The organism is Streptomyces sp. NPDC047002, from assembly GCF_040704505.1.
Taxonomy (GTDB): domain Bacteria; phylum Actinomycetota; class Actinomycetes; order Streptomycetales; family Streptomycetaceae; genus Streptomyces.
Window position 1 is genome coordinate 99159 of sequence record NZ_JBEYWC010000001.1, and the last position, 25429, is coordinate 124587.

Annotated in this window: 21 protein-coding genes; 8 read left to right on the forward strand and 13 right to left on the reverse strand. The window is 75.0% G+C overall.

The genetic code is table 11. The annotated features are described in order from the left end of the window. Positions 1-83: 83 nt before the first annotated feature. From AB0910_RS00520 to AB0910_RS00545, 6 genes are all read right to left on the reverse strand, one after another. Positions 84-1643 (reverse strand): ATP-binding cassette domain-containing protein, encoded by a 1560-nt coding sequence (locus AB0910_RS00520; protein ID WP_366742255.1) that lies wholly within the window; start codon positions 1641-1643, stop codon positions 84-86. Next, a complete protein-coding gene (locus tag AB0910_RS00525; RefSeq protein WP_366742256.1) occupies positions 1640-2518 on the reverse strand; it encodes an ABC transporter permease subunit in 879 nt (292 codons plus the stop codon). The genes AB0910_RS00520 and AB0910_RS00525 overlap by 4 nt, the downstream gene beginning before the upstream one ends. Beyond that, the gene (locus tag AB0910_RS00530) at positions 2515-3483 is read right to left on the reverse strand and encodes an ABC transporter permease (RefSeq protein ID WP_366742257.1); all 969 of its coding nucleotides are present in this window, start codon (positions 3481-3483) and stop codon (positions 2515-2517) included. Before AB0910_RS00530 ends, AB0910_RS00525 begins: the two co-directional genes overlap by 4 nt. Continuing rightward, complete coding sequence (locus AB0910_RS00535; protein WP_366742258.1) at positions 3471-5015, reverse strand: ABC transporter substrate-binding protein; 1545 nt, start codon at positions 5013-5015, stop codon at positions 3471-3473. Before AB0910_RS00535 ends, AB0910_RS00530 begins: the two co-directional genes overlap by 13 nt. Positions 5016-5085: 70 nt before the next feature. Continuing rightward, a complete protein-coding gene (locus tag AB0910_RS00540) occupies positions 5086-6183 on the reverse strand; it encodes an erythromycin esterase family protein (protein ID WP_366742259.1) in 1098 nt (365 codons plus the stop codon). Beyond that, positions 6123-7148: an iron-siderophore ABC transporter substrate-binding protein gene (locus AB0910_RS00545; protein WP_366742260.1), complete on the reverse strand. Its 1026-nt coding sequence runs from the start codon at positions 7146-7148 to the stop codon at positions 6123-6125. Before AB0910_RS00545 ends, AB0910_RS00540 begins: the two co-directional genes overlap by 61 nt. Positions 7149-7406: 258 nt before the next feature. On the opposite strand from AB0910_RS00545, the gene AB0910_RS00550 reads away from it, so the two are divergent. From AB0910_RS00550 to AB0910_RS00560, 3 genes are all read left to right on the forward strand, one after another. Next, a complete protein-coding gene (locus AB0910_RS00550; protein WP_366742719.1) occupies positions 7407-8732 on the forward strand; it encodes an NtaA/DmoA family FMN-dependent monooxygenase in 1326 nt (441 codons plus the stop codon). 109 nt (positions 8733-8841) lie between these two features. Next, positions 8842-9477, forward strand: a complete 636-nt coding sequence (locus tag AB0910_RS00555) for an NADPH-dependent FMN reductase (protein WP_366742261.1) — start codon at positions 8842-8844, stop codon at positions 9475-9477. Between the two features lie 119 nt (positions 9478-9596). After that, positions 9597-10508, forward strand: a complete 912-nt coding sequence (locus tag AB0910_RS00560; protein WP_366742262.1) for a LysR family transcriptional regulator — start codon at positions 9597-9599, stop codon at positions 10506-10508. Positions 10509-10580: 72 nt separating this feature from the next. Here AB0910_RS00560 and pepE read toward each other — a convergent pair whose 3' ends face one another. Further along, positions 10581-11306: a dipeptidase PepE gene (gene pepE / locus AB0910_RS00565; protein ID WP_366742263.1), complete on the reverse strand. Its 726-nt coding sequence runs from the start codon at positions 11304-11306 to the stop codon at positions 10581-10583. A gap of 110 nt (positions 11307-11416) precedes the next feature. Beyond that, on the reverse strand, positions 11417-12259 hold the full coding sequence (locus AB0910_RS00570; RefSeq protein ID WP_366742264.1) for an IclR family transcriptional regulator: 843 nt from the start codon (positions 12257-12259) through the stop codon (positions 11417-11419). 261 nt (positions 12260-12520) lie between these two features. Here AB0910_RS00570 and AB0910_RS00575 point away from each other — a divergent pair, with 261 nt between their 5' ends. The 4 genes from AB0910_RS00575 to AB0910_RS00590 all read left to right on the forward strand — a co-directional run bounded on the left by AB0910_RS00575 (position 12521) and on the right by AB0910_RS00590 (position 17004). Next, positions 12521-13534: a DUF1177 domain-containing protein gene (locus AB0910_RS00575; RefSeq protein ID WP_366742265.1), complete on the forward strand. Its 1014-nt coding sequence runs from the start codon at positions 12521-12523 to the stop codon at positions 13532-13534. 230 nt (positions 13535-13764) lie between these two features. Beyond that, complete coding sequence (locus AB0910_RS00580; protein WP_366742720.1) at positions 13765-15402, forward strand: OPT family oligopeptide transporter; 1638 nt, start codon at positions 13765-13767, stop codon at positions 15400-15402. Between the two features lie 61 nt (positions 15403-15463). Continuing rightward, positions 15464-16237, forward strand: a complete 774-nt coding sequence (locus AB0910_RS00585) for an AroM family protein (RefSeq protein WP_366742266.1) — start codon at positions 15464-15466, stop codon at positions 16235-16237. Between the two features lie 74 nt (positions 16238-16311). Further along, positions 16312-17004, forward strand: coding sequence for an aspartate/glutamate racemase family protein (locus tag AB0910_RS00590; protein WP_366742267.1), 693 nt, complete (start codon positions 16312-16314; stop codon positions 17002-17004). 46 nt (positions 17005-17050) lie between these two features. Here the strand turns inward: AB0910_RS00590 and AB0910_RS00595 are convergent, their stop codons facing one another. Next, positions 17051-18016 (reverse strand): pirin family protein, encoded by a 966-nt coding sequence (locus tag AB0910_RS00595; protein ID WP_366742268.1) that lies wholly within the window; start codon positions 18014-18016, stop codon positions 17051-17053. 124 nt (positions 18017-18140) lie between these two features. Here AB0910_RS00595 and AB0910_RS00600 point away from each other — a divergent pair, with 124 nt between their 5' ends. Continuing rightward, on the forward strand, positions 18141-18524 hold the full coding sequence (locus AB0910_RS00600) for a tetratricopeptide repeat protein (RefSeq protein ID WP_366742269.1): 384 nt from the start codon (positions 18141-18143) through the stop codon (positions 18522-18524). Here the strand turns inward: AB0910_RS00600 and ligD are convergent, their stop codons facing one another. The 4 genes from ligD to AB0910_RS00620 all read right to left on the reverse strand — a co-directional run bounded on the left by ligD (position 18525) and on the right by AB0910_RS00620 (position 25396). After that, positions 18525-19457 (reverse strand): non-homologous end-joining DNA ligase, encoded by a 933-nt coding sequence (ligD, locus tag AB0910_RS00605; protein WP_366742270.1) that lies wholly within the window; start codon positions 19455-19457, stop codon positions 18525-18527. 37 nt (positions 19458-19494) lie between these two features. Beyond that, positions 19495-21876 (reverse strand): phosphoketolase family protein, encoded by a 2382-nt coding sequence (locus AB0910_RS00610; RefSeq protein ID WP_366742271.1) that lies wholly within the window; start codon positions 21874-21876, stop codon positions 19495-19497. Between the two features lie 55 nt (positions 21877-21931). Then, the gene (locus AB0910_RS00615) at positions 21932-23329 is read right to left on the reverse strand and encodes an NADP-dependent succinic semialdehyde dehydrogenase (RefSeq protein WP_366742272.1); all 1398 of its coding nucleotides are present in this window, start codon (positions 23327-23329) and stop codon (positions 21932-21934) included. 222 nt (positions 23330-23551) lie between these two features. Then, positions 23552-25396, reverse strand: coding sequence for a transketolase (locus tag AB0910_RS00620; RefSeq protein WP_366742273.1), 1845 nt, complete (start codon positions 25394-25396; stop codon positions 23552-23554). Between the last annotated feature and the right edge of the window lie 33 nt (positions 25397-25429).

Here is a 25429-nt window from a genome sequence, read left to right on the forward strand (position 1 = left end):
TGGGTGCTGCGGGGTGGTGGGTGGTGGAATCTGCCGGGTGGCCGGGATCGCCGTACGCGTGGCCGGCGCCCCGGCGGCCCCGGTCAGAGCGCGGGTCTTGCGGCCTCGACGAGTGCGCGCGCCACCTCGCTGCGCGGGTGGTCGAACACGTCGGCGGTGGCGCCCTGTTCGGCGATCCTGCCGTGGTCGAGGACGACGACGCGGCCGGTGAGCCGGCGCAGCACGGCGAGGTCGTGCCCGATCCACAGCACGCCCGTGCCGTGGGCGTGGCGGGCCGCTTCGACCTCGGCGACGACCAGGGCCGCGGACTCCGCATCGAGCGCGCTGGTGATCTCGTCACACAGCAGAATGTCCGGCCGGGCCAGCAACGCGCGGGCCAGGGCGGCGCGTTGGAGTTCGCCGCCGGACAGTGACGCGGGGCGTCGGCCGATGGCCGTGGCGCGCACTCCGAGCCGCCGCAGCAGCGCGTCGGCCTCCTCCGCCGCCGTCGCGCTGTCGGCTCCGCGCAGCCGTACCGCGGTGCGGGCGACCTGCTCGCGCACGGTCCTGTGCTCGTCGAAGGAGCCGCGCGCCTCCTGCCAGACGTACTGGACGCGCCGCTTCTGCCCGGTGGTGCGGTGCCGGAGCGCCGGGAGGGGCGTCCCTGCCAGGAGTACCCGGCCGTCGGCCCGTTCGTGGAGTCCGGCGAGAACGCGGGCGAGCGTGGTCTTGCCGCTGCCCGACGGGCCGGTGACCCCGAGGTACTCGCCGGGCCGCACGGTGAGGCCGATGCCGTGGAGCACGGGGTCCCTGCGTCCTTTGCGCAGCCACGCGTCGAGGCCCCGTACCTCAAGGAGTGGGGCTCCGGGGGGCGCCGGGGCGGGCGGCGGCGCGCCGCGTACGGCCCCCGGCGTGCCGGGGCGCGGCAGCAGGCGCGCGGCGGGGCCCCGGTCCGCGACGCGGCCGCCGTCGAGCCTGACCACATGGGAGGCCAGGCGCCTGACGAGGTCCGTGTCGTGGCTGAGGAGGATCAGGGTGACGCCCTGGGCTGCCAGGGCGGCCAGTTCGTCCGCGAGGGCGCGGCGGGTGAGCGCGTCGAGGCCGGTGCCCGGTTCGTCGAGTACGAGCACGCGCGGGCCGCAGACCAACGTCTGTGCCAGTGCGACGCGTTGGCGCTGGCCGCCGGAGAACTGGTGCGGGAAGCGCCGCAGCAGCGCGGGTTCTGGCGGGAGTTGGGCGCGGCGCAGGGCGTCGCGGGCGTCGGCGCGTACGGCTTCCCTGCGCGCGGCGCGCGCGGGCGGCGGCGCGCGGTGCAGCGCGGCGAGTTCGGCCAGGACCCGGCCGGTGCGCCGGGCCGGGTTGAGCGTGCTGCCGGGGTGCTGCGGCATATAGGCGAGCGTGCGGCCGCGCACCGAGAGCGCTTCGGCTCTCGGGCCGCCGGGTCCGACGACGGCGACCCCGTCGACCAGGACGGTGCCGCACAGCCGCACGCCGGGCTCCGCTTCGCCCAGCAGGGCGAGCGCCGTGGTGGTCTTGCCGCTGCCCGAGGGGCCGACCAGAGCGGTCACACCGTGCCTGGGGACCGTGAAGGTGACGTCGTCCACCAGGACGGCGGACCCGGACCGCGCGGTCAGACCGGTCACTTCGACGACCGAGCCGTTCACCGGGCGGCCTCCCGCACTCCCGGCGCACGGCGCGCCGGCTCCCCCGGCCTGTCCTGCGGTGCGCCGGGGTGGCCGCGCAGGGCGCGCACCCACCGGTCGCCCGTGAGGTTCAGGCCGATCGCGAACATCACCAGCATGGCCGCAGGGGCGCACACCGCGAACGGCTGGACGAGCAGGGCCTCCCGTCCCGCGGCGATCGTCACGGCCCAGTCGGGGGACGTCGGTTCGAGGCCGAGGCCGAGGAAGTTGGCCGCCGCGACGGTGAACACGGCCGCGCCGACGCGGGTGCCGGCGTCGGCCGCGGCGACGGGCGCCACCGCGCGGCCCACAGGGCCGAGGAGCACCCGGGCGCGCGATTCGCCCTGCAGCCGCATGGCCTCGGCGACCGGGCTGCTCGCCGCGTCGAGCGCGGCGGCCCGCACCAGCCGCGCCACCGCGGGGACGTTCATCGCGGCGACGGCCAGCGCGATCGGCACCGGGCTGCCGCGCCATCCCACGGCCACCACGCTGATGACGAGCAGCGAAGGCAGCGGCAGCACGATCTCCACGGGCCGCAGCAGGATTTCGTCCACCCACCGGTGGCGCGAGGCGGCGGCGGCCAGCCCGATCGCCCCGCCGACGAGGAAGGCGAGCGCCACGGCGCACACCGCCATGCCCAGGGTGGTGCGGCCGCCGCGCAGCAGCAGCGCCAGCACGTCGCGCCCCAGGCCGTCGGTGCCGAGCGGGTGGCCACCGTCCAGCGCGTACGGCGCCCCGTCAGGCGGTGCCCACCGGGCCGCCGCTGGCGGCCCGGCCAGCGCGCAGAGGAGCGGCACGGCGAGGAGGGCGGGGCCCGTGCCGACGCGGCACAGCCGCCGGGCGCTCCGCCGGCTCATCGCAGCACCTCGGTGCGGGGGGCGAGGCGTTCGCACACCAGGTCGGCGGCGACGTTGATCAGCAGGGCGGCCGCGGCGAGCAGCAGGGTGAGCGCCTGGACGGTGGGGGTGTCCCTGCCGCGTACGGCGTCGATCAGCGCGGTCGCCACGCCGGGGATCGCGAACACCGCCTCGACGACGAGGACTCCGCCGAGCAGGTGGTCGCCGGTGCGCGCCAGCTCCTGGACGCCGGGGACGGCGGCGTTCGGCAGGACGTGCCGCAGCACCACCGTGCGCCGCGGCACCCCGAGACGGCGCGCCTGGACGGCGTATCCGGAGTGCAGGGCGCCGAGTGTGCCGGCCCTGACCTGGCGGGAGAGCAGGCAGACGGTGCGGGCGAGCAGCACGGCGACGGGCAGGACCAGCAGGGCTGGCCGCGCCGTCGGCCCGGTGCCGTCCGCGCCGATCCAGGTGGCGGGCAGCCAGCCGAGGCGCAGTCCGAAGACGGCGACGAGGGCGAGCGCGAGCACGAAGTCGGGCACCGCGTTCAGGGCCAGGGTGGCGGTGGTCAGGGCCCGGTCGAGGCGGCCGCCCTCGTGGAGCGCCATGGCCAGGCCGAGGGCGCCTGCGGCGGGTACCACGATCAGCAGGGTCACGGCGGCGAGTACCGCGCTGGGCCCGACGCTGCCCGCGATGATGTGGCCGACGGACTCGTCGCTGACGAGGGACGTGCCGAGGTGTCCGGAGAGCAGGTCGCCCGCCCAGTGCCAGAAGCGCTCGGCGAGCGGGCGGTCGAGGCCGAGTTGGGCGCGGAGCGCGGCGGCCTGTTCGAGCCCCGTGTACTCGTTGAAGCGCACGGTGGCCGCGTCGCCCGGCAGGAGGGACGTCAGCAGGAACACCAGGACCGCGAGGAGCGCGAGTTGGGCGGCGGCGAGGCCGAGCCGCCGTGCCAGGTAGGTGGCCACGGCCCGCCTCAGGCCAGCCATACGGTGTCGAACCTGGCCCAGTCCACGGTGTTGGGCGGCGCGGCGGCGACGCCGTGCAGCCGGGTGGAGACCGCGTTGAGCCAGTCCGACTGGCCCCACAGCAGCTCGCCGCCGGTGTCGCGCAGCCTGCGCTGCAGGGCGCCGTAGCGGCGGGTGCGCTCCGCTGTGTCCCGGGTGCTCTGGGCCGCGAGGAAGTCCCGGTCGAAGTCCTTGTGGTGCCAGGCGGTCGCGTTCTGCGGGGCGTCGGACAGCAGCCGCTCCGCGAGGTAGCTGGGGATCGGCATGGCACCGCTGCGGTGGCTTGTGAGGGTGCCGGTGCGCAGGATGTCGGTGAAGTACGTCTCGGGCGGTCCCGTGGTGACGGTGATCCGCAGTCCCGCGTCAGCGGCCTGCTGGGCGAAGAGGTGGGCGGCGCCGACGAAGCTGCCGGCGGCGGTCGACGTGTAGAGGGTGAGCTTCCTGTTGAGGGCGCCGGAGCGGCGGAGCAGGCGTTTCGCCTCGGAGACGTCGCGTTCCCGCTGGGGCACGCCGTCGGGGTAGTAGGCGAAGCCCTTGCCGTACATGTCGTTGGCGACGGCGCCGCGGCCGCCGAGCACCACGTCGACGAGGCGGGGCCGGTCGGCGAGGAGTTTCAGGCCGAGCGCCGCCTCCGGGTCGTCGAAGGGCGGCCGGTCGGTCTTGAGCAGGAGGCCCTCGATGCCGCCGTGGGGCGCGGAGACGATCCGCAGGCCCGAGCCGGGTGTGACGGTGCGGGCGAAGGTCGCGTTCACCTCGTGGGCGTAGTCGGTCTCGCCCGCGCGCAGCGCGTTGGTCCTCGCCTCCGACTCGGCGGAGAGGATGCGCACCCTGTCGAGGTGCGCCGCGCCGCCCCAGTGGCCGTCGAAGCGGTGTCCTGTGAACTCGCGGCCCGGGGTGAAGGAGCCGAAGCGGAAGGGCCCGGTGCCCACGGGCCGCGCCGGGTCGCGGTAGCGGCTGCTGACGACGGACGTCCCGGTGAAGGCGAGCAGGGAGGGCAGTTCCGCGTGGGGGCGGTGCAGGGCGAGTTCGACGGTCCTGGTGCCCACGGCGCGGCTGCGCCCCAGGTCGATCAGGGAGAGGGAGCTCTTGGCGAGCCGTTCGGCGCTCGACGGGTCGAGGATGCGGGCCAGGGTGAACAGCACGTCGTCGGCGGTCAGGGGCCTGCCGTCGTGGAAGCGCGCGGAGCGCAGGGTGAAGCGCCACACGGTCAGGTCGGCGTTGGACTGCCACCGCTCGGCTAGCCGCGGTACGGGCCGCAACCGGTCGTCCAGGTCGACGAGTTTGTCGAAGACGGCCTTGTGCCGCGCCATGTCGACGAACTGGCGCCCGACATGGGGGTCCATGGTCTCCCGCGCGCCGAACCCGGGGAACGCGGCGCTGAGCGTGCCGCCCCTGCGCGGTGCGGCCGCGCGGCCGGTCCCCGGCTCTCCCTCGCAGGCGCCCAGTGCGGCCGTCGCGGCCAGGGCGCCCGCCAGGCCGAGGAATCCGCGTCGACTGGCTGCGGCCGACACCACGCCCCCCTCCTGCAACTCTTGTGCAATAGCAAAAGCTATGCACAACGAGACCACGGGAGTCGCGTACCCGTCAAGATGGTGCGATCCGCGCCGCCGGGGTGAGGGACGGCGCGTAGAGGACCGCGTCGAAGGCCGCCGCGGCGTCGGCGAACACCGCGTCGCGCGGCGGCTCGCCGGTGCCGGGCGCCCTGCCGTCCGGGGAGGCGGGGCGTGCGGTGCGCCACGGCCGCAGGTCGAGAAGCGCGGTGCCGCCCGGCGCGGCGAGCAGCCCGGGGCCGCCGGCGGCCGCACGCTCCGCGATGCGGCGGCTCAGGTCGCGGTAGCGGCCCAGCGGGTAGGCGACCGACGGGTCGCCGTCGCGCCAGACGGCGCCGACGGTGCGGCAGACGCCGAGGCCGCCGCGCGCCAGACGGGCGCCGAGCGCGTGCGGCACGCGCGGGTCGAGGTGCTCGACCTGTTCGAACAGGAGGATCAGCCCCTCGGGGTGGCGGCGGGCGACCTCGCACAGGGTGGCGTACTGCGCGGCGTCGCGTCCGGCCAGGTCGCGGTGGTCCCCGCCCGCCGCGCGGTGCTCGGCGAGCCTGCGGCGCAACCACGCGGCGTGCCGCGCGTCACCGGGGTCGGCCGGCTCCTCGGCAACCGGGCCGCCGTCCGCCGGTTCCGCCGCCCCCGAGCCGTACATCTCCAGGCCGTAGAAGCGCACCCGCTCGGCCGGTGCGCGGCCGGCGTTGTGCCGGCGCAGCAGCCGCAGGAGCGCCCGGTTGTCGGCGAGGGCCGCCGACTGCGCCCAGGACCAGACGCCCCCGACCGCGGCGCGCGGGGGTTCCTCGGGTCCGGCACCGAGGGCGTAGGCGTCGGCGGCGCGTGAGCGGCCGAAGTGGGACTCGGCGGCCACCGCGGCGACGCGGTGGTGCCCGAGGAGGTGGCGGAGGACGGCGTTGCGTGCGACCAGGTACTCGCGGCGCAGGTGGACACCCTCGGACCAGCCGAGCACCCGGGCGCCCGCGGCGAGTTCGTCGACGAGCTCGGCGACCGGCCCCGCGAGCGCGGGGAGTCCGCCGTCCGCGACGGCGGCGGCCGCCCGCGCGGGGGAGCCGCCGCGGCCGCTCAGGATGCCTTCCCCTGCGCCGCGGCGCTCAGCAGGGGCAGATACCGGTCGAGCATCCACGGCAGGCTGAGCACGGACACGGCGCTCGTCGCGTACACCATCGCGGGGTCGGTCAGGGGCACGTACCCGTGGCGCCGCACGGCGGGCATCCGGCGGAACAGGGCACTGGACTCCAGCTTCCGCTGCACGGGCTTGCCCGCGTACCAGGAGACCAGGACGTCCGAGTCGATCGTGTCCAGCTTCTCCAGGCTGAGCTGGGCGGCGAACGAGGAGGCCGTGGCGGGCAGGCTCGGCGAGACGGAGAAGCCCAGCTGGTGCAGCAGCTGCACGCGGGAGTCGGAGGCGAGGTAGAGGTTGTAGCTGCCCGCGGTGGTGCCGGAGCCGAAGGCGACGGTGCGGTCGGCGAACTCCGGGTGCTTCGCCTTCGCCCCGGCGATCAGCCGGTCGGTGGAGCGTTCGAGCGCGGCGGCCTGCGGCGCCCTGCCCAGCGCCTTTCCGACCAGGCGCAGCTGGTCCTGCCAGGAGGTCAGCCATGGTTTGCCGGGGTAACCCACCGTAGGGGCGATGTGGTTGAGCTGCCCGTACTGCTCGGCCGTGAGCCCCGAGTCCACCGCGAGGACGGCGTCGGGGTGCAGCGCCGCGATCCGCTCGTACGGCACCTCGCCGGTGGTGTACTTGAGCAACTCCGGCTTCGCGCCCTTCAGTTCCGGCTTGTCCCAGGGCAGGATGCCGGAGCCGTCAGCGGTGTTGTCGCTCATGTCCTGCATGCCCACGGGCACGACGCCGAGGGCGAGCGCGACGTCCTGGCTCCCCCAGCCGATCGTGACCACCCGCTTCGGGCGTGCGGGGAGGGTGGCGCTGCCCACGGCCGAGCCGATGGTGACGGGGAAGGCCGCGCTGCCACCGGAGGCGGACGGGGTGCCCGCGGCCCCAGGGGACTCGCGCGCTCCGCCGGAACATCCGGCGAGGGCCAGGCAGAGCGCCGTGGCGGCGGCGGGGAGGATGCGGCCGAGCCTGATTCTCATAAGGTAAACCTTACCTAAGTTATAGTGGGCTTTCGAGACCGGCCCGCCGGTCATCGGCAGGGCCGCTGCCCTGCCGGGCCGTTTCCCATGCATCAGTTCTGCTGAACAGTGGCAGTAGAAAGCCGTCCCTGGTGAGGTGCCCGCGGTGCTCGTAGCGTCGTGTCCGCAAAGGCCGTACGAGCGCGGCCGGGACGCCCGTGACAGGCCCTGGCCCCCGCGGCTCACGGCCGTCCACGACCCACGAGGGAAGAGGTCTTGATGATCCTGACCGCCGCACTCATGCACGGACTCGGCATGCACACCGGCGCCTGGCTGGCGCGGGACGGCGCGGCGTCCGACTACCTGTCGGCGGCGATGTACAAGGAGATCGCCCGCACCGCGGAGTCGGGCGGCCTCCACGCGCTGTTCCTGGCCGAGCAGATGACCAACCAGGAGGTCGGCACCGAGCGGCCGTGCGGCGCCCTCGACACCGCGACCGTGCTCGCGCTGATGGCCGGGGTCACCGAGCACATCGGCCTGGTCGGCACCGCGTCCACCACGTACAACCAGCCCTACGACCTGGCGCGGCGGTTCGCGACGCTCGACCACCTCGCGGGCGGCCGGGTCGGCTGGAACTCCATCGCCACCCAGAATCCCACCGTCGTCGAGCAGTTCGGCGGCGGCGAGAGCCTCGACCACGAGCAGCGCTACGCGCGCGCCGACGAGTTCATCGACGTGGTGCTGCGGCTGTGGGACAGCTGGGAGGAGGGCGCGCTCGTCGGCGACAAGGAGTCCGGCGTGTTCGCCAGGGAGGACCTCGTCCACGAGATCGACCACGCCGGCCCGTACTTCTCCGTGCGCGGCCCGCTGCCCTTCCCCCGTACGCCGCAGGGCAGGCCGGTGATCTTCCAGGCCGGCTCGTCGCCGCGCGGGCGCGACCAGGCGGCCAAGTACGCGGATGTCGTCTTCACCGCACAGCACGTCCTGCAGGACGCCGTCGACTTCCGCACGGACATGCGCGAGCGCGCCGCCGCCTACGGCCGCGACCCCGACTCCATCAAGATCCTGCCCGGCATCTCCCTGGTGCTCGGGCGCACCAAGGACGAGGCGCAGCGGCGCAAGGACCACCTCGACGAGGTCTTCGGCACAGGACCGAACCTGCGCAAGCTCGCCAAGCGGGTCGGCCTGCCGGTCGAGGCGCTGGTGCTCGACGAGAAGTTCCCCGCCCATCTGCTCGGCCCCGACGAGGAGTTCAAGGGCTCCATCGGCTTCCGCCGCAGCATCGTCAATCTCGCGGTCACCGAGGGCCTCACGGTCCGCGAGCTGATCGCCCAGTACGGCGGCGGCCACCACCAGGTCGTCGGCACGGCGCAGGAGGTCGCCGACGACATGCAGGAGCGCCTCGCGGCGGGCGCGGCCGACGGCTTCACCCTGATGGTCGACATGCTGCCCTCGGGCCTGCACGACGTGGTCGGCCTGCTCGTGCCCGAGCTGCGCAGGCGCGGCCTGTTCCACGAGGAGTACGAACACACCACCCTGCGCGACTCGCTGGGCATCGGCCCGGCCGCCCCCGCCCCGAAGCCCGCCGCCGCGGCCGCCGTGTGACACGGCGCCCGTCCGGCGGGCGGCGCGCACGACCCGAACAAGCCGGACCACCCGCAAGACACCGGACACCCGGACGCTGACCACCGGACGGACGACGAGGACGGAACGGATGACGAGGACCGACATGACCCACGACCTGGCCCCCAGCGGGACACCGACCCTCACGGACACCGCGTGCACCCCGACCGTGCTCGGACTCGGCGGCACGCTGCGCCCCGGTTCCACCTCGGAACAGGCGCTCCGCCTCGCGCTGCGTGCGGCCGCCGGGCACGGCGCCCGTACGGAGGTCATCACGGCCACGGAACTCGAACTGCCCATGTACGACCCGGGCCACCGGCCGCTGACCGCGCGGGCGCACCGGCTGCTCGACGCGGTGCGCCGGGCGGACGGCATCGTCATCGCGAGCCCCGGCTACCACGGCGGCACCTCGGGCCTCCTCAAGAACGCCCTCGACTACCTCCAGGAACTCGCGGGCGACCCGGTCCCCTACGTCGACGGCAAGGCGGTGGGCTGCGTCGTGACCACGGCGGGCTGGCAGGCCGGCGCGACCACCCTGACCTCGCTGCGCTCGACCGTGCACGCGCTGCGCGGCTGGCCGACGCCGCTGGGTGTCGTCGTCAACTCCTCCGACAAGCCCTTCGGCCCCGACGGCGAGAGCACCGACCCCAAGGTGGCGGGCCAGCTCGCCGCGCTCGGCGGGCAGGTCGCGTCGTTCGCCAGGATGCGGGCCGCGCACCTGGTGTGAGCGGCTGACCCTCCTGGCCGCGCCGGCGCGGCCGGACCGTGCGCCGCCCCCCTGTCGGGCCCCGCGCCGACCGGCGATGATGGAGTGGCCCCTGCGCCGGCGCGGAAGGGAGGGGCCGCGTGCTCGACGTACGCCGACTGCAGATCTTCCTCGCCGTCGCCGAGGAGGGTTCCGTCACGGCCGCGGCGCAGCGCCTCTACCTGACCCAGTCGGCCGTCTCGCAGCAGGTGCAGGCGCTGGAGCGGGAGCTGGACGTGCAGCTGCTGCGCCGGGTGGCCCGCGGGGTCCGGCTCACCCCCGCGGGCGCCGCGCTCGCCGGGCACGCCAGGGACCTGTTCGGGCGGCTCACCACCGTGGAGGAGGAGATCAGGTCGTTCGCCGGGGGGAGCAGGGAGATCCGGCTCGGCGCGTTCGCCAGCGCGGGGGTCGAGCTGCTGCCGCAGGCGCTGCGCGCCTTCCGCGCCGAACGCCCCGACGTGCGGGTGCTGCTGAACTCCGTGCACGCCGACGACCCGCAGGCCGGGTTGCGGGACGGCCTCTTCCAGTCGGTGCTGACCTGGGAGTACGACTTCTCCCCGCAGGCGGCGGGCCGGGCGCTCGTCCAGTGGCACCTGCCGGACGACCCGCTGCGCGCGGTCCTCCCCCTCGGCCACCCACTGGCCGGGCGGGACGAGATCCCGCTCGCGGAACTCGCCGACGAGCGCTGGGTGGTGCGCGCCCACCGCGCGCCGTACGCGGAGGCGTACGAGACGATGTGCGCCGCCGCCGGTTTCACGCCCGCCGTCGCGTTCAGGACCGACGACTACCAGTCGCTCCAGGGCCTGGTGGCCGCCGGGATGGGGGTCAGCATCGCGCCCGCGCTCTCGCTGCTCCCGCACCGCGAGGACATCGCCGTGGTGCGGCTCGCGGCGCCGGCGCCCGCACGCCGGGTGACCGCGCTGACGCTCACGGACCCCGGGGCGGGGACGCCGCTGCGGGAGCTGCTGGAGATCCTCGGCGACACGGCGCGCTCGCTGCTCGCCGCGGGCTGACGCCCCCCGGGGGCGTGCACACCGGCCCGCGCACACTCCGGACCGTGTGCCCCGGGGACGGCGCTCGCGTCCTCAGCGACGGTCGAAGTGCGCCTCGCACGCGAGCAGTTCGCTCAGGTCGTGCCCGGTCGGCACCTCCTCGGGCTGCGCGCCGCGCCGGAAGACGACCGCTCCCGCCGGGGTGCCGCCGAGGGTGAGCCGGCCGTCCGTGCGGCGCAGCCAGGTGCCCTCCCGCAGGCCCACCACGGGCACGTCGTTCTCCTCCAAGAACTGCGCGAGCCGCTGCGCCCTGGTCTCGCCCATGTGGGCGCTGTCCGGTGCGGCGTCCAGGTAGTGCGGGTTGATCTGGAACGGCAGCAGGGCGAGCGCGTCGAACGACGGCGGCTGCACGATCGGCATGTCGTTGGTGGTGCGCAGCGTCGGGCAGGCCATGTTGGTGCCCGCGCTCGACCCCAGGTAGGGGGCGCCCGCCGCGGCCCGCTCCCGGATCGCGGCCACGAGGCCGAGGGCGTGCAGCGCCTTGAGGAGCCGGAAGCTGTTGCCGCCGCCGACGAAGACGGCGCCCGCCTCGCGGACCGCGGCCGCCGGATCGGCCGCCGTGTGGGCGCCGGTGACCCGGATGCCGAGCGGTTCGAGCGCGGCGGCGACCTGCGCGGTGTACGCGTCGTGGTCGGCCAGCGCGTACGGCACGAAGAGGAGGTCGGCGGCGCCGTCGAGCACCTCACGGATCTCCTCCTTGGCGTGCTCCAGGTAACGACGGCCGGGGGCAGTGGAGTTGGAGAGCAGCAGCAGCTTCATGGCGTCCTTGTCCCGTGGTGCGGATGGTTCGTGGTACGGAGGGCTAGTGGTGCGGAGGGGAGGGGCGTGGCGGTGCGCGGGGGCGGGCCGCGGCGTGGTGTGCGCACGGCTCAGCGCGCCTCGCCGCCGCGTACCGTGCGGGGCCTGCGCGGCGTGAGCAGTCTGCCGAGGTCCGCCGCGCTGCGCAGCAGCGGGGCGACCAGGTCGGCGCGGCGGCTGCGCAGCGCCTCGTGGGAGCCGACGACGGAGAGGGTGCCCACGGCGCGGCGGCCCACCGCGACGGGCGCGGCGAGCGCCGCGGTCTCCGGGTCGTACTCCCCCTCCGAGTACGCATAGCCGACGCGGCGCACCTCGGCGAAGCGCTCCTCCAGTTCGGCGGGGTCGGTGAGCGTGCGCCCGCCGAAGCGGCCCATGGGGCGGCTGTAGAGCAGGGCGGCCCGGTCGTCGGGCGGGAGCATGCCGAAGTAGGCGCGCGAGGTGGCGCCCGCGTGCGCCGGGTACAGCTCGCCCGCGAGGCCGTGCACCCTGAGCGGCCCGTGCACGCCGTCCGCCGCCGCCACGCAGCGCATGTGGATGCCGTCGGGCACGGCGAACAGCGCGCTCGCGTCCGACTCGTCGGCCAGCCGCTGGAGGACCGGCATCGCCAGTCCCGCGAGCCCGCCGTCGCGCTCCCAGCCCCTGGCCAGGTCCCACACCGCGGGGCCGAGCCGGTAGCGGCGGGAGCGCGGGTCGGAGACGAGGAAGCCGCGGTAGGCGAGGGCGGCGAGCAGCCGCTGCGCGACGGACTTGTCGAGGCCGAACTCCTTCGCCACGTCGGAGACGCCCCATTCCGGCCGGTCGCGGTCGAACGACTGGAGCAGGCTCAGCAGCCGGTCGGCGGTCTGGAGCGGCGGGCGCGAGGCAGGCGCGGCCACCGGCGGCGGCCCTGACGTTGCGCGGCGGTTGTCGGACATGACGCGCAGCGTAACAGTTCTCGTATATCGGGAAATAATTGCGCTCAGCGCACTGTCCGGGGAACTCTGGGCGCACCGGCGAACCGGAGAGCGGTCGTCCGCGGTACGGCGGCCGTGTGCGCGGTCCGCGGCCGCGGCCGTGCCCGGCGCGGCTGCGGGCGGTGGGCACCCTCCCCCGTCCGGCGCGCGCACCGGTCCGTCCGGCCGTTCCACCGCGGCGGCCGCACCCGTCGGGTCCGGCTCCTCAGAAAGGCGTTTCCCTTGTTGCAGCACGTCCTCGATGTCATCCGGCTCCTCGACCGCCCCCAGACCGGCGGCGAGCTGCTCGCCGCCCATCTGCGCTCCGTGCTCGCCGCGGCCCGCCGCGAGACCGCGGAGGCGGCCCGTTCCGGGGGCGTCCCCGACGCGGCGAAGGGCGTAAGGGCGGGCAGCGGCGAACCGGTGATCGAGGTGCGGGAGGTCTCGGGCGAGAAGGGCGCCACGGAATTCGTCTCGGTGACTGTCCCCGGCAGCAGCGGCCGGCTCGCCGGCGGTGAAGCGCCCACGCTCGGCGTCCTCGGCAGGCTCGGCGGCGTGGGCGCGCGCCCCGAGCGGATCGGCCTGGTCTCGGACGCGGACGGCGCGGTGGCGGCCCTCGCCGCGGCGGCGAAGCTGCTCGACATGCACGCGCGGGGCGATGTACTCGACGGCGACGTGGTGGTCTCCACGCACGTCAGCGGCTGGGCGCCGACCCGGCCGCACGACCCGGTGCCCTTCATGGACTCCCCCGTCGACGTGCTGACGTGCAACCGCGAGGAGGTGTCGGACGCGATGGACGCGATCGTGTCCATCGACACCACCAAGGGCAACCGGCTGCTCAGCCACCGCGGCGTGGCGCTGACGCCGACCGTGTGCCAGGGGTGGATCCTGCGGGTCAGCGAGGACCTGCTCTCCGTGCTGGAGACGGTCACCGGGGAGCAGGCCAGGGTCCTCGCGGTGACGACGCAGGACATCACCCCGTACGGCAACGGCGTGCACCACATCAACTCGCTGCTCCAGCCGGCGGTCGCCACCGCGGCGCCGGTCGTCGGGCTCGCCGTCACCGCGGGCACCGCGGTGGCCGGGTGCGCGACCGGCGCGAGCCACGAGACGGACATCGCAGCGGCGGCGCGCTTCGCGGTCGAGACGGCGAAGGAGTTCGGCCGGGGCGCGGCGCGCTTCCTCGACCCGGCCGAGTTCGAGCGGCTCGTCGAGCTGTACGGGCCGATGACCCGGCTCCAGGCGGCGGCCGGCTGACGCAGGGGGCCGCCCGCGAGGGCTCTCCCGTCCCGCGACCGGCCGGGTGGCGTCCGCCGTCCGGCCACAGGACCTTCCTCCGCGGGCGGCGCCCGCGATCCGCCCGCATCCCCGACCAGGCCCAGGAGGCACCCGTGCGACCCACCGCCCCGACCGGCCCGCCGGCCGCCGCCGACCCCGGAGCGCCGCCGCCCCCCAGGCACCCGCGCGCGCTCGAACCGGTCACCGCCGTGCTCACCGTCCTGCTCTCCGTGCTCGGCGCGCTGATCGGCGTCGTGCTGATCACCTCGCTCGGCGTCTCGCCCAACACGGCCGTGATCGGCGCGCTCGTCGCGATGGTCATCGGGCGCGTGCCGCTGCGCGTGCTGCGGGGCATGCGCTCGCCGCACCGGCAGAACCTCGTGCAGTCCGCGGTCTCGGGGTCCACTTTCGCGGCGGCCAACTCGCTGATGACACCGATCGCCGTGCCCTTCGCCCTGGGCCGCACCGACCTGGTCTGGCCGATGCTGGGCGGCGCCGTCATCGGCCTCGCCGTGGACAGCTGGGTGCTCTACCGGGTCTTCGACTCCCGGCTGCTGCCCGCTTCCAACGCCTGGCCCGCCGGGATCGCGGCGGCCGAGACCATCAAGGCGGGCGACTCGGGCGGGCGCAAGGCCGCCGTGCTGGGCGTCAGCGCGCTCGTCGGCCTCGTCGGCGCGGCCTTCAAGCTGCCGACCAGCGCGGCGGGCGTCGCGTTCCTCGGCAACATCTGGGCGCTGCTGATGTTCGGCGTCGGGCTCCTCGTCGCCCAGTACGCGCCCACCGTGCTGCACACCGACCTGTCGGCGGCGCACGTGCCGCACGGGCTGATGATCGGCGCGGGCCTCGTCGCGCTCGGCCAGGCGATCCGACTGATGCGCGGGGGCCGGGGGAAGCGGCCGGACGCGCGGGGCAGCGGGGCGGGCGCGGAGGATGCGGGCGCGGACGGCGCCCCCGCGGCTCCCGGGGCGGGCGCCGCCGGGCTGCCGGAACCCACGGTCGGCACCGGGCGGCTGCGCCGCGGCCTGCTCGAAGGGATGGGCCTCTTCCTCGTCGGCGCGCTGGTGGTCGCCCTGACCGGCGGGCTGATGGGCGGCATGGCGCCCGCCGCCCTGGTCGGCTGGGTGGCGCTCGCGGGGGTGGCCGCCGTGGCGCACCAGCTGATCGTGGGGCTCGCGGCGATGCACTCGGGGTGGTTCCCCGCGTTCGCGGTGACCCTGATCGTGCTGATCGTCGGCCTGTTCCTGCACATCCCCACCGTGCCGCTCGCGCTGCTCGTGGGGTACACGGCCTCCACGGGGCCCGCCTTCGCCGACCTCGGCTACGACTTCAAGGCGGGCTGGCTGCTGCGCAGGGACGCCGTGCCGTGGCAGCCGTTCGAGCTCGACGGGCGGCGCCAGCAGTACATCGCCCAGCTGCTCGGCTTCGGCGTGGCGCTCGTCGTGGTCGCCGTCGCCTGGCACTCGTTCTTCACCGACGGCCGCGTCCCCCCGGTCTCCAAGGTGTACGTCACGACCATCACGACGGGCCTCGACCCGGACGTCATGCGCACCCTGCTGCTGTGGGCGATCCCCGGCGCGCTGATCCAGCTGATCGGCGGCTCGTCCCGGCAGCTCGGCGTGCTGCTCGCCACCGGTCTGCTGGTGGCGACGCCGCAGGCGGGCTGGATGGTCCTCGGCGCCCTCGCCGTCCGCTACGGCTATGTGCGCTGGCGCCGCCGCGGCGCGCGGGACGCGGCCGAGCGGCGCCGCAGTGACGAGGAGGCCGACAACGAGCTGTCCCTCGTCGGCGCGGGTCTTGTGGCGGGCAGCTCGCTCAACGACCTGGGCCAGCTGACGAAGGCCCTGTGACACCCCGCCGGCCCCGGCGCGCCCGCGCCGCCCGCCGCCCATCCCAGGAGAGGTCCCCCCGATGAAGACCGCACACGACCCCGAGCAGGAGCAGGCCGCCGCGGCGGCCGCGGGTGGCCGGCGCCCGGGTGCCGCGCTCGGCCTGGTGACGATCGGCCAGGCGCCCCGCGACGACCTGCGCCCCGACGCGGAGCCGCTGCTGCCCGGCGTGCGGCTGATCGAGCACGGCGCACTCGACGAGGAGGACTTCTCCGGGGCGGCGGAGGCGGGGACCCGCAGCGCGCTGGCCCCCGAGCCCGGCGAGGCGCCCCTCGTCTCGCGGCTGCGGGACGGCCGCTCCGTGGTGCTCGGCCACGGCGCCGTCGTGCCCAGGATCGAGCGCGCCGTCGCGCGCGCCGAGCGGGACGGGGCAGCGGCGACCCTGGTGCTGTGCACCGGGCACTTCCCCTCCGTGCGCTCCGCCCGGCCGCTGCTGTACGCGGAGCCGCTGGTGCAGCACGCCGTGGCCGCCCTCGTGGGCGAAGACCCGGTGGGGCTCGTCTGCCCGCGCGACGACCAGGCAGGGGACGTGGGCGAGCGCTGGGCGAGGCTGCTGCCCGGCCGGGTGACCGCCGCGGGCGCAAACCCGTACGCGCCGCGCGACGAGGCGGTCGGCCTGGTCGCCGCGGCGGCGGGGGAGCTGGTGGGGGCCGGTGCCCGCTGGCTCGTCCTCGACTGCATCGGCTACACGGAGGAGATGCGGCGCGCCGCCGCGCGCGCCGCGGGCCGCCCCGTCCTGCTCGCCCGCTCGCTCGCAGTCAGGGCCGCGGGCGAGGCCGTCGCCGCCCACGGCTGACCCGCCCCGCTTCCCCACCCGTCCGCAACCCGACCCGAACGCCGGAGTTCCCGGCCCGCACTCAGGAGACGCCCGTGACCACAGCACGCCCCCTCAAGGCCCCCGCGACAGGCACCGCGGAGCGCACCGCGCCCGTCGGGGTGATCCGCGTGCTCACCAGCGACGACCCGGCCCTCGTCGACGACCACGGGCGGCTGCTGACCGAGCGCTACGGCTTCCCGACCGTCTCGCGCTGCATCCCCGGCCAGCCCGACGGCATCCACGACGACGCGACCCACCGGACGGCCGAACCCAAGATCGTCGCGCTCGCCCGCGAACTGGCCGCCGAGGGCGTCGGCACGATCGTCATCAGCTGCGCCGCCGACCCGGCGCTCGACGAGACGCGCGCGGCCGTGCGCGTACCGGTCGTCGGCGCGGGCTCGGCCGCCGCAGCGGTCGCCCTGGGGCTCGGGCGGCGCATCGGGGTGCTGGGCATCCGCACAGAGGCGCCGCCCGCCGTGGCCGCGCTGCTCGGGAACCGGCTCGCCGGGTCGGCGCGGCCCGAGGGCGTGCGCGGCACCCGCGACCTGCGCACCCCCGAGGGCACCGAAGCCGCGGTGGCGGCGGCCGCGGGCCTGGTGGAGCGCGGCGCCGACACCCTGCTCCTCGCCTGCACGGGGCTGACCTCCATCGGCGTCAGGAGCCGCCTCGAGGCCGCGCTCGGGGTGCCGGTCGTGGACCCGGTGCTCGCGGCGGGCCTGGTCGCCGCCTACCGCCGTACGGCCTGAGCCGCCGGGCGCCCGTCCCCCGCGCCGTGCCGGGCCGGGCGCGCGCTCAGCGGACCCGGCCGCGCGCCTTGAGCGGGGTGGACGGCAGCGCGGGCGCGTCCAGGCGTGCGCCGTCGTAGCCGTGGACCTCGCCGAAGCGGTCGCCCGCCACCCAGTCCTCGCGGGCCCGGGCGATCTCGTCCTGGGTCCTGCCGACGAAGTTCCACCACATCAGCAGCCTCTCCTCGAAGGGCTCGCCGCCCAGCAGCATCAGGGACGCGTCGGTGGCGGCCCGCAGCGGCAGTTCGCGGCGGCCCGCGCCGAGGTAGAGCATCGACCCCGGCAGCACGGTGACCCCGTCGGCCTCCGCCTCGCCCGCCATGGCGAGGACGCCGTACTCGAAGTCCGGCTCGACGGGGACGCGCTGCGCCGTACCCGCTGCGAGGGTGAGGTCTGCGCCCATCAGCGGGCTGTAGACGGTGCCTGGCGACGCGGCGCCGTCGAGGCTGCCGAGTACCACCGTGGCGGCGAGTCCCGGCGCGGTGACGGTCGGGAGTCCCGCGTGGTGCTCGAAGTGCGGTGCGACATGGCGGTGCGCGTCGGGCAGCGCCACCCAGAGCTGGGCGCCGTGCAGCAGGCGCGCGTGCTGCCGCGGGCTCTCCTCGGAGTGGGAGATGGCCCTGCCCGAGGTCATGAGGCCCAGTTCGCGCGGGCGGATCGTCTGCAGGCTGCCGAGGCTGTCGCGGTGCAGCACCTCGCCCTCGTGCAGCCAGCTGACGGTCTGCAGGCCCATGTGCGGGTGGGGCGGCACCTGCATGCCGGGCTCGTCTGCGATGTCGTCGGGGCCGTAGTGGTCGATGAAGGCCCAGGCTCCGATCATGCGGCGGCCGAGGTTGGGCAGCAGCCTGCGGACCTCGGTGGACTCTCCGAGCCGCACCCGGCGCGGGCTCAGCAGCTCACGGACCGGTGCGGCGCCCACGTCCTGCCGGCCGCCGCAGGTGGTGACGGTCGCCCGGCGCTCCAGATTGCTCATGGTGCCCAACGTAAGCCCGGGGGCACGGGCCGCGCACCGGCACCCGCGCAAAGCTTGTGGAATATTCAACTACTGATGCGGGTTGACGCCCGTGTCCGAGCAACCCGGCCCGTGAGGAGGCCCCGTGGAAGAGTCGAGCTACTTCGAGTACGGCACCCCGGCGGAGCGCTGGGACCGGGCACAGCTGTTCTTCGACGCCAAGGAGTACGTGACGGCCGCCCGCATCCTGCTGGGGCTCGTCGAGGAGGCACCGGAGCAGGTGGGGCCGCGGCTGCTGCTGGCGCGCGCCTACTACCACTCCGCCCGGCTCGGCAGGGCCGAGGAGCAGCTGCGCGCCGTCGTCGAGCGCGACCCGGTCGAGGCGTACGCGCACCTCATGCTCGGCAGGACCCTGGAGCGCCAGGGCCGGGCCGGGGAGGCCGCCACGCACCTGCGGATCGCCGCCGCGTTCGCGGGCGAACAGCTGGAAGGTCCCGGCAGCGCGCCGTCCGGTGTCACGCTGCGCTGATCAGCGCAGGGCCCGCAGGCGGCGCGCCGCGGGCCCGAGGCCGCGGCCCCTGGCCGGCAGATGGGACCAGGGGTCGCTGCGGGCCTGCTCCAGCACGTCGCCGACGCTCCAGCGCCGCGCGTGCACCCCGGGGTCGTCCAGCTGGTCCCAGGTCAGCGGCGTGGCGACCGGGGCGTCCGGCTTCGCGCGCACGGAGTAGGGCGCGACCGAGGTCTGCGCGTAGGCGTTGCGCTGGAGATCGAGGTAGAGGCGGCCGCCGCGCGCTTCGGTGCGCATCTCGGTCGTGAGGTGCTCCGGGTCGCGGAGGGTGAGCAGGTCGGCCGCCTCGCCCGCGAAGGCGCGCACCTCGTCGAAGCCGGCGGCCCGGTCGAGCGGCACGAGGACATGCAGCCCGCGCGAGCCCGTGGTCATCAGGGCAGCGGGCAGGCGGATCTCTTCGAGGAGTTCGCCGAGCCGCCTGGCCGCCGCCCTGACCTGCTCGAAACCACCGCCGTCCGCGGGGTCGAGGTCGAAGACGAGCCGGTCGGGGCGGTCGGGCCTGTCGGCGCGCGACTGCCAGCGGTGGAAGGTCACGCACGCCTGGTCGGCGAGGTAGAGCAGGGTCGCCGTGTCGTCGCAGACGGCGTGGGTGACCGTGCCGCCCTTCTTGGGGAGTTCGGCGCGGCGGATCCACTCCGGGTACGACTCCGGCGTGTTCTTCTGCATGAAGCGCGGCCCGCCGACGCCGTCCGGGTGGCGCTCCAGCATCAGCGGCCGCCCCTTGAGCCCCGGCAGCATGTACGGGGCGAGGTCCCGGTAGTGCCCGACCAGGTCCGCCTTGGTCAGCGGGGGCTCGCGGTCGGGGAAGAGGACCTTGTCGGGGCGGTGCACGCCGATGTTCCTGCGCCCCGCCCGTACCGTGCGGACGTCGCCGCCCGTGTGTCCACCGCTCACCGCGTGCTCCCTTCCGCCGTACGCGCCCGGCCCGGCCTCAGCCCTGCCAGGTCCAGTCCGCGACCTCCGGCAGGTCGGTGCCGTGCTCGCGGATCCACGCCTGGTGCCGGGTGCGTACGTCGGCCATGGCCTGACGCACCGACACCGCACGCACCCCGAGGCCGGGTACCCGGTCCAGCACGTCCATCACCAGCCGGTAGCGGTCCAGGTCGTTCTTGACGACCATGTCGAACGGCGTGGTGGTGGTTCCCTCCTCCTTGTACCCGCGCACATGGAGGTTGGCATGGCCCAGACGCCGGTAGGTGAGCCGGTGGATCAGCCACGGGTAGCCGTGGTACGCGAAGATCACCGGCTTGTCGCGGGTGAACAGCGCGTCGTACTCGGACTCGGTCATGCCGTGCGGGTGCTCCTCGTGCGGCAGCAGCCTGGCCATGTCGACCACGTTCACCACGCGCACGGCGAGCTCCGGCAGGTGGTGGCGGAGCAGTCCCGCGGCGGCCAGCGTCTCCTGCGTCGGTACGTCGCCCGCGCAGGCGAGGACGATGTCCGGCTCGCGGCTGCCGTCCTCGGTGCCCGCCCACTCCCAGACGCCCGCGCCGCGCGTGCAGTGCGCGATCGCCTCGTCCATGGTGAGCCAGTCGAACGTGGGCTGCTTGCCCGCCACGATCACATTGACGTAGTCGCGGCTGCGCAGGGCGTGGTCGGCCACCGAGAGCAGCGTGTTGGTGTCCGGCGGCAGGTAGACCCGCACCACCTCGGGGCTCTTGTTGAGCACGTGGTCCACGAACCCGGGGTCCTGGTGGGAGAAGCCGTTGTGGTCCTGGCGCCACACGTGTGACGTGAGCAGGTAGTTGAGCGAGGCGATGGGGCGGCGCCAGGCGAGGCGGCGCGAGGTGCGCAGCCACTTGATGTGCTGGTTGACCATCGAGTCGACGATGTGCGCGAACGCCTCGTAGCAGGAGAAGAGTCCGTGGCGGCCCGTCAGCAGATAGCCTTCGAGCCAGCCCTGGCAGAGGTGTTCGGAGAGCACCTCCATCACCCGGCCGCCGCGCGCCAGGTGCTCGTCGGTGGGGCGGGTGAGCGCGTCCCACGCCTTGTCGGTGGCGCCGTAGAGCGCTTCGAGGCGGTTCGACGCGGTCTCGTCGGGGCCGACGACGCGGAAGTCGCGGCGCCCTTCGGTGTCCGCCATCACGTCTTCGAGGAGCGCGCCGAGCACCCGGGTGGGCTCGTGCATCACGGTGCCCGGCCGCTCGACGGGCACGGCGTGCCGGGTCAGCGGCGGCAGCGGCAGCTCGCGCAGCAGGAGGCCGCCGTTGGCGTAGGGCGTCGCACCCAGTCTGCGGGTGCCCTCGGGGACGAAGCGCAGCACCTCGGGCCGGGGCGCGCCGGTCGCGTCGAACAGCTCCTGCGGGCGGTACGAGCGCAGCCAGCCCTCCAGTTGGCGCAGGTGTTCGGGGTTGGTGCGGACCTCGCTGAGCGGTACCTGGTGGGCGCGCCAGGTGTCGGCGACCGGCAGCCCGTCCACCTCGGCGGGTCCTGTCCAGCCCTTGGGCGTGCGCAGCACGATCATCGGCCAGCGGGGGCGCGCGGTCTCACCGCCCTCGCGGGCGGCGCGCTGGATCCCGCCGATCGCGTCGAGGGCGCGGTCCATGGCGGCGGCCAGGGCGCGGTGGACGGCCATCGGCTCGTCGCCCGTGACGTGGATCGGCTCGTGGCCGTAGCCGCGCAGGAGCGCGTCGAGTTCGTCCTCGGGCAGCCGGGCGAGCACGGCCGGGTTGGCGATCTTGTAGCCGTTGAGGTGGAGGACGGGCAGGACGGCGCCGTCGTGGACGGGGTCGAGGAACTTGTCGGCGTGCCAGGACGTGGCGAGCGGGCCCGTCTCCGCCTCGCCGTCGCCGACCACGCAGGTGACGAGCAGCCCGGGGTGGTCGAGCGCGGCACCGTAGGCGTGGGCAAGGGAGTAGCCGAGTTCGCCGCCCTCGTGGATGGACCCCGGCGTCTCGGGCGCGACATGGCTCGGCACGCCGCCGGGGAAGGAGAACTGCTTGAACAGCCGCTCCATGCCCGCCAGGTCCCGGCTCACGTCCGGGTACGTCTCCGAGTAGGAGCCCTCGATCCAGGAGTTGGCGAGGACGGCGGGCCCGCCGTGGCCCGGCCCCCAGACGGCGAGCGCGTCGATGCCCCGGTCCCGCACGACGCGGTTGAGGTGGGTGTGGACGAGGTTGAGGCCGGGCGAGGTGCCCCAGTGCCCGAGCAGCCGCGGCTTGATGTGCTCGGGCGCGAGCGGCTCCAGCAGGAGCGGGTTGGCCATCAGGTAGATCTGGCCCACCGCCAGGTAGTTGGCGGCACGCCAGTGCGCGTCGAGCGCCGCCAGGTCGGCGTCGGTGAGCTGCCCCGCCGCGGTCTTCGCCTTGCGCATCTGCCTCTCCCTGTTCGTGTCCCGGCGTCCGGCTGCCCCGGGCCGCGCGACGGTGTCAGTCTGCCGGGCCGTACCAGACCGTGGTGGCGTTCATGAACTCCCGGATGCCGTGGCCCGCCAGTTCGCGGCCGTAGCCGGAGCGCTTGACGCCGCCGAACGGGAGGGCGGGGTGGGAGGCCGTCATGCCGTTGAAGAAGACGCCGCCCGCCTCCAGGTCGCGGGTGAACCGCTCGGTCTCCGCATCGTCTCGGGTCCACACGTTGGAACTGAGCCCGAAGGGGGTGTCGTTGGCGACGGCGACGGCCTCGTCCACGTCGGCCACCCGGTAGAGGGTGGCGACCGGTCCGAAGGTCTCCTCGCGGTGGATGCGCATCGAGCCCGTGATGCCGGCGAGCACCGTGGGCTCGTAGAACCAGCCCGCGTCGCGGCCGGACGGGCGGCGCCCGCCGCACAGCACGGCCGCGCCGTGGCCGACCGCGTCGTCGACGAGCTCCTCCAGGTCGGTGCGGCCCTGCTCGCTGGAGAGCGGGCCGACGTCGGTGCCCTCGTCGAGCGGGTCGCCGACGGTGAGGGCGCGCATGGCGTCCGTGAACAGCGCGGCGAACGCGTCGTACACGTCCTCGTGGACGATGAACCGCTTGGCGGCGATGCAGGACTGCCCGGTGTTCTGCACGCGCGCGGTCACCGCGGTCTTCGCCGCCCTGGCGAGGTCGGCCGACGGCATCACGACGAACGGGTCGCTGCCCCCGAGCTCCAGCACGGTCTTCTTGATCTCGTCGCCCGCCACGGACGCGACCGCGCGCCCCGCGGGCTCGCTGCCGGTGAGGGTGGCGGCCGCGACCCGCCGGTCGCGCAGGATGTCCTCGATGGCGCCCGAGCCGACCAGCAGGGTCTGGAAGCAGCCCTCGGGGAAGCCGGCGCGGCGGAAGAGGTCCTCCAGGTAGAGGGCGGTCTGCGGCACGTTCGACGCGTGCTTCAGCAGGCCGGTGTTGCCCGCCATGAGGGCCGGGGCGGCGAACCGTACGACCTGCCAGAGCGGGAAGTTCCACGGCATCACTGCGAGCACCACGCCGAGCGGCCGGTACACCACCCGCGCGCGGGCGGCGCCCGAGTCCCGCACGTCGTCCTGCGCCGGGTGCTCGTCAGCGAGCAGTTCCTCGGCGTGCGCCGCGTACCAGCGCATCGCCTTGGCGCACTTGGCGGCCTCGGCGCGGGCCTGCGCGAGGGGCTTGCCCATCTCCTCGGTGATGGTGCGCCCGATGTCCTCGGCGTCCTTGTCCAGCAGGTCGGCGGCGCGGCCGAGGAGTGCGGCGCGCTCCTCGAAGGAGGTGGTGCGGTAGGTGCGGAAGGTGGCGTACGCGGTGCTGAGCCTGCGCTCGATCTCCTCAGGGCCGATCGGTTCGAACGTCCTGAGCGTCTCCCCCGTGGCGGGGTTCACCGTTGCGATCGGCATGGCCGATTCCTCCTGGAGTCGATGGTTATGAGCCTGGGGTGCGCCGGTGAGCCGCGCAACACGGACTCCGCCGCCCGTCGGCGTGGCCGAGGGGCGGCGGAGCGGGGGCTCACTGCCGAACCCTCCCGGGAAGGGTTGGGAGCCGCGCCCGCACGGGACGGGTATCCACTCGGCCGGGGTTCTCACCTGTCGGCGCCGACCCCGGCGGGCGCGGGCCCGGTGTCAGCGGATGATCTTCTCGGCGAGCAGCCGGACGCCCGCGGCGACGGACTCCGCGTCGATGCCCGCGGCCCTGCGCTGCTCCTCGCCGGTGGCGGAACCCGGCAGGTTGGTGACGGCGAGCCGCACCAGGCGCCGCGGCGCGGGCCTGCCGTCGCCGAACGCCTCGGCCACGGCGTCGCCGAGGCCGCCCTCGGGGTGGTGGTCCTCGACGGTGACCAGGCACTCGGTGTCCTCCGCGGCGGCCGCAAGGGTGTCCCCGTCCACGGGCTTGAGCGAGTACATGTCGATGACGCGGACCGCGATGCCCTCGGCGGCGAGCGCGTCGGCCGCCTCCAGGCAGGAGTGCACGGTGACGCCGGTGCCGATGAGGGTGACGCGGTCGGCGTCGGAGCGGCGCAGCACCTTGCTGCCGCCGATCGGGAACTCCTCGTCGGGCCCGTAGACGACGGGGGTGCCGCTGCGCATGGTGCGGACGTAGCGCACGCCCTCCAGGTCGTACGTGGCGGCGACGAGCCGTGCCGCCTGGTTGGCGTCGCACGGCTGGAGCACGGTCGAGCCGTGGATCGAGCGGAACATCGCGAGGTCCTCGACGCCCATCTGGGAGGGGCCGTCCTCGCCGATCGACACGCCCGCGTGCGAGCCTGCGACGGTGATCGAGGCCCTGCTGACCGCGGCCATCCGCAGGAAGTCGTGGGCGCGGGTGAGGAACGCGGCGAAGGACGCCGCGTACGGGGAGTGCCCGACGGCCTGCATACCGACGGCGGCCGCGATCATCTGCTGCTCCGCGATGTAGCACTCGAAGTAGCGCTCGGGGTGCTCCTTGGCGAAGTACTCGGCCCTGGTCGAGTCGCCGACCTCGCCGTCGAGCACGACCACGTCCTCGTGCGCGTGGCCGAGCGCGGTGAGCGCCTCGCCGAAGGCGTCCCTGGTGGGCACGGTGTCGCCGATCTCGTAGCGCGGCAGGGACAGCGGGCGGCTGCGCGCCGCCCCGTTGCCCGGGGCTGCCTGCGGGCGTGCCACGTCGACGCGGATCGAGCGCCTGCCGCCGAGTTCCGCGATGGCCTCCTCGGCGTCCTTGACGGGCTTGCCGTGCATGCCCTCCCGGTCCTCGACGGCGCGCACGCCCCGGCCCTTGCGGGTGCCCGCGATGATCGCCGTGGGCTTGTCCGAGGTCGACTCGGCCTCGTTGAAGGCGCGTTCGACGGCCTCCACGTCGTGTCCGTCGATCTCGACGGTGTGCCAGCCGAAGGCGCGCAGGCGCCTGCCGTAAGCGTCGAGGTCGCGCTGGTGGCGGGTGGGGCCGCGCTGCCCGAGCCGGTTGACGTCGACGATCAGGGTGAGCGCGTCCAGGTGCTGGTCGCCCGCGTTCTCGGCGGCCTCCCAGACCGAGCCCTCGGCCATCTCGCTGTCGCCCGACAGCACCCAGACGCGGTGCGGCGTGTGGTCGAGCCGGCGGCCGGCGAGGGCCATCCCGACGCCGACGGGCAGCCCCTGCCCGAGCGAGCCGGTGGCGACGTCGACCCACGGCAGCCGCGGCGTGGGGTGGCCTTCGAGGCGGCTGCCGAGGGTGCGGTACGTGCCGAACTCCTCCTCGTCGAGGGCGCCGGCCGCCAGGTACATCGAGTACAGCAGCGGCGAGGCGTGGCCCTTGGAGAAGATCAGCCGGTCGTTGCCGGGGTGGTCGGGGTGGTCGAAGTCGTAGCGCAGGTGGTTGGCGAGCAGCACGGCCATCAGGTCGGCGGCCGACATCGAGGAGGTGGGGTGCCCCGAGCCCGCCGTGTCGGCGACCCGGACCGAGTCGACCCTCAGCTGCTGGGCGAGCTCAGTCAGTTCACTGGTGTCCATGTCACTCCTTGGGGGTTCGCGGTCCGCCGGGGG

What these genes read in the sequence shown, in the direction of transcription:
- AB0910_RS00570 (WP_366742264.1), bottom strand. Translation starts at nt 12,259, where the DNA reads ATGTCCGACAACCGCCGCGCAACGTCAGGGCCGCCGCCGGTGGCCGCG.
- AB0910_RS00545 (WP_366742260.1), bottom strand. Translation starts at nt 7,148, where the DNA reads ATGAGAATCAGGCTCGGCCGCATCCTCCCCGCCGCCGCCACGGCGCTC.
- AB0910_RS00615 (WP_366742272.1), bottom strand. Translation starts at nt 23,329, where the DNA reads ATGCCGATCGCAACGGTGAACCCCGCCACGGGGGAGACGCTCAGGACG.
- AB0910_RS00620 (WP_366742273.1), bottom strand. Translation starts at nt 25,396, where the DNA reads ATGGACACCAGTGAACTGACTGAGCTCGCCCAGCAGCTGAGGGTCGAC.
- AB0910_RS00525 (WP_366742256.1), bottom strand. Translation starts at nt 2,518, where the DNA reads ATGAGCCGGCGGAGCGCCCGGCGGCTGTGCCGCGTCGGCACGGGCCCC.
- AB0910_RS00610 (WP_366742271.1), bottom strand. Translation starts at nt 21,876, where the DNA reads ATGCGCAAGGCGAAGACCGCGGCGGGGCAGCTCACCGACGCCGACCTG.
- AB0910_RS00550 (WP_366742719.1), top strand. Translation starts at nt 7,407, where the DNA reads ATGATCCTGACCGCCGCACTCATGCACGGACTCGGCATGCACACCGGC.
- AB0910_RS00555 (WP_366742261.1), top strand. Translation starts at nt 8,842, where the DNA reads ATGACGAGGACCGACATGACCCACGACCTGGCCCCCAGCGGGACACCG.
- pepE (WP_366742263.1), bottom strand. Translation starts at nt 11,306, where the DNA reads ATGAAGCTGCTGCTGCTCTCCAACTCCACTGCCCCCGGCCGTCGTTAC.
- AB0910_RS00585 (WP_366742266.1), top strand. Translation starts at nt 15,464, where the DNA reads ATGAAGACCGCACACGACCCCGAGCAGGAGCAGGCCGCCGCGGCGGCC.
- AB0910_RS00530 (WP_366742257.1), bottom strand. Translation starts at nt 3,483, where the DNA reads ATGGCTGGCCTGAGGCGGGCCGTGGCCACCTACCTGGCACGGCGGCTC.
- AB0910_RS00595 (WP_366742268.1), bottom strand. Translation starts at nt 18,016, where the DNA reads ATGAGCAATCTGGAGCGCCGGGCGACCGTCACCACCTGCGGCGGCCGG.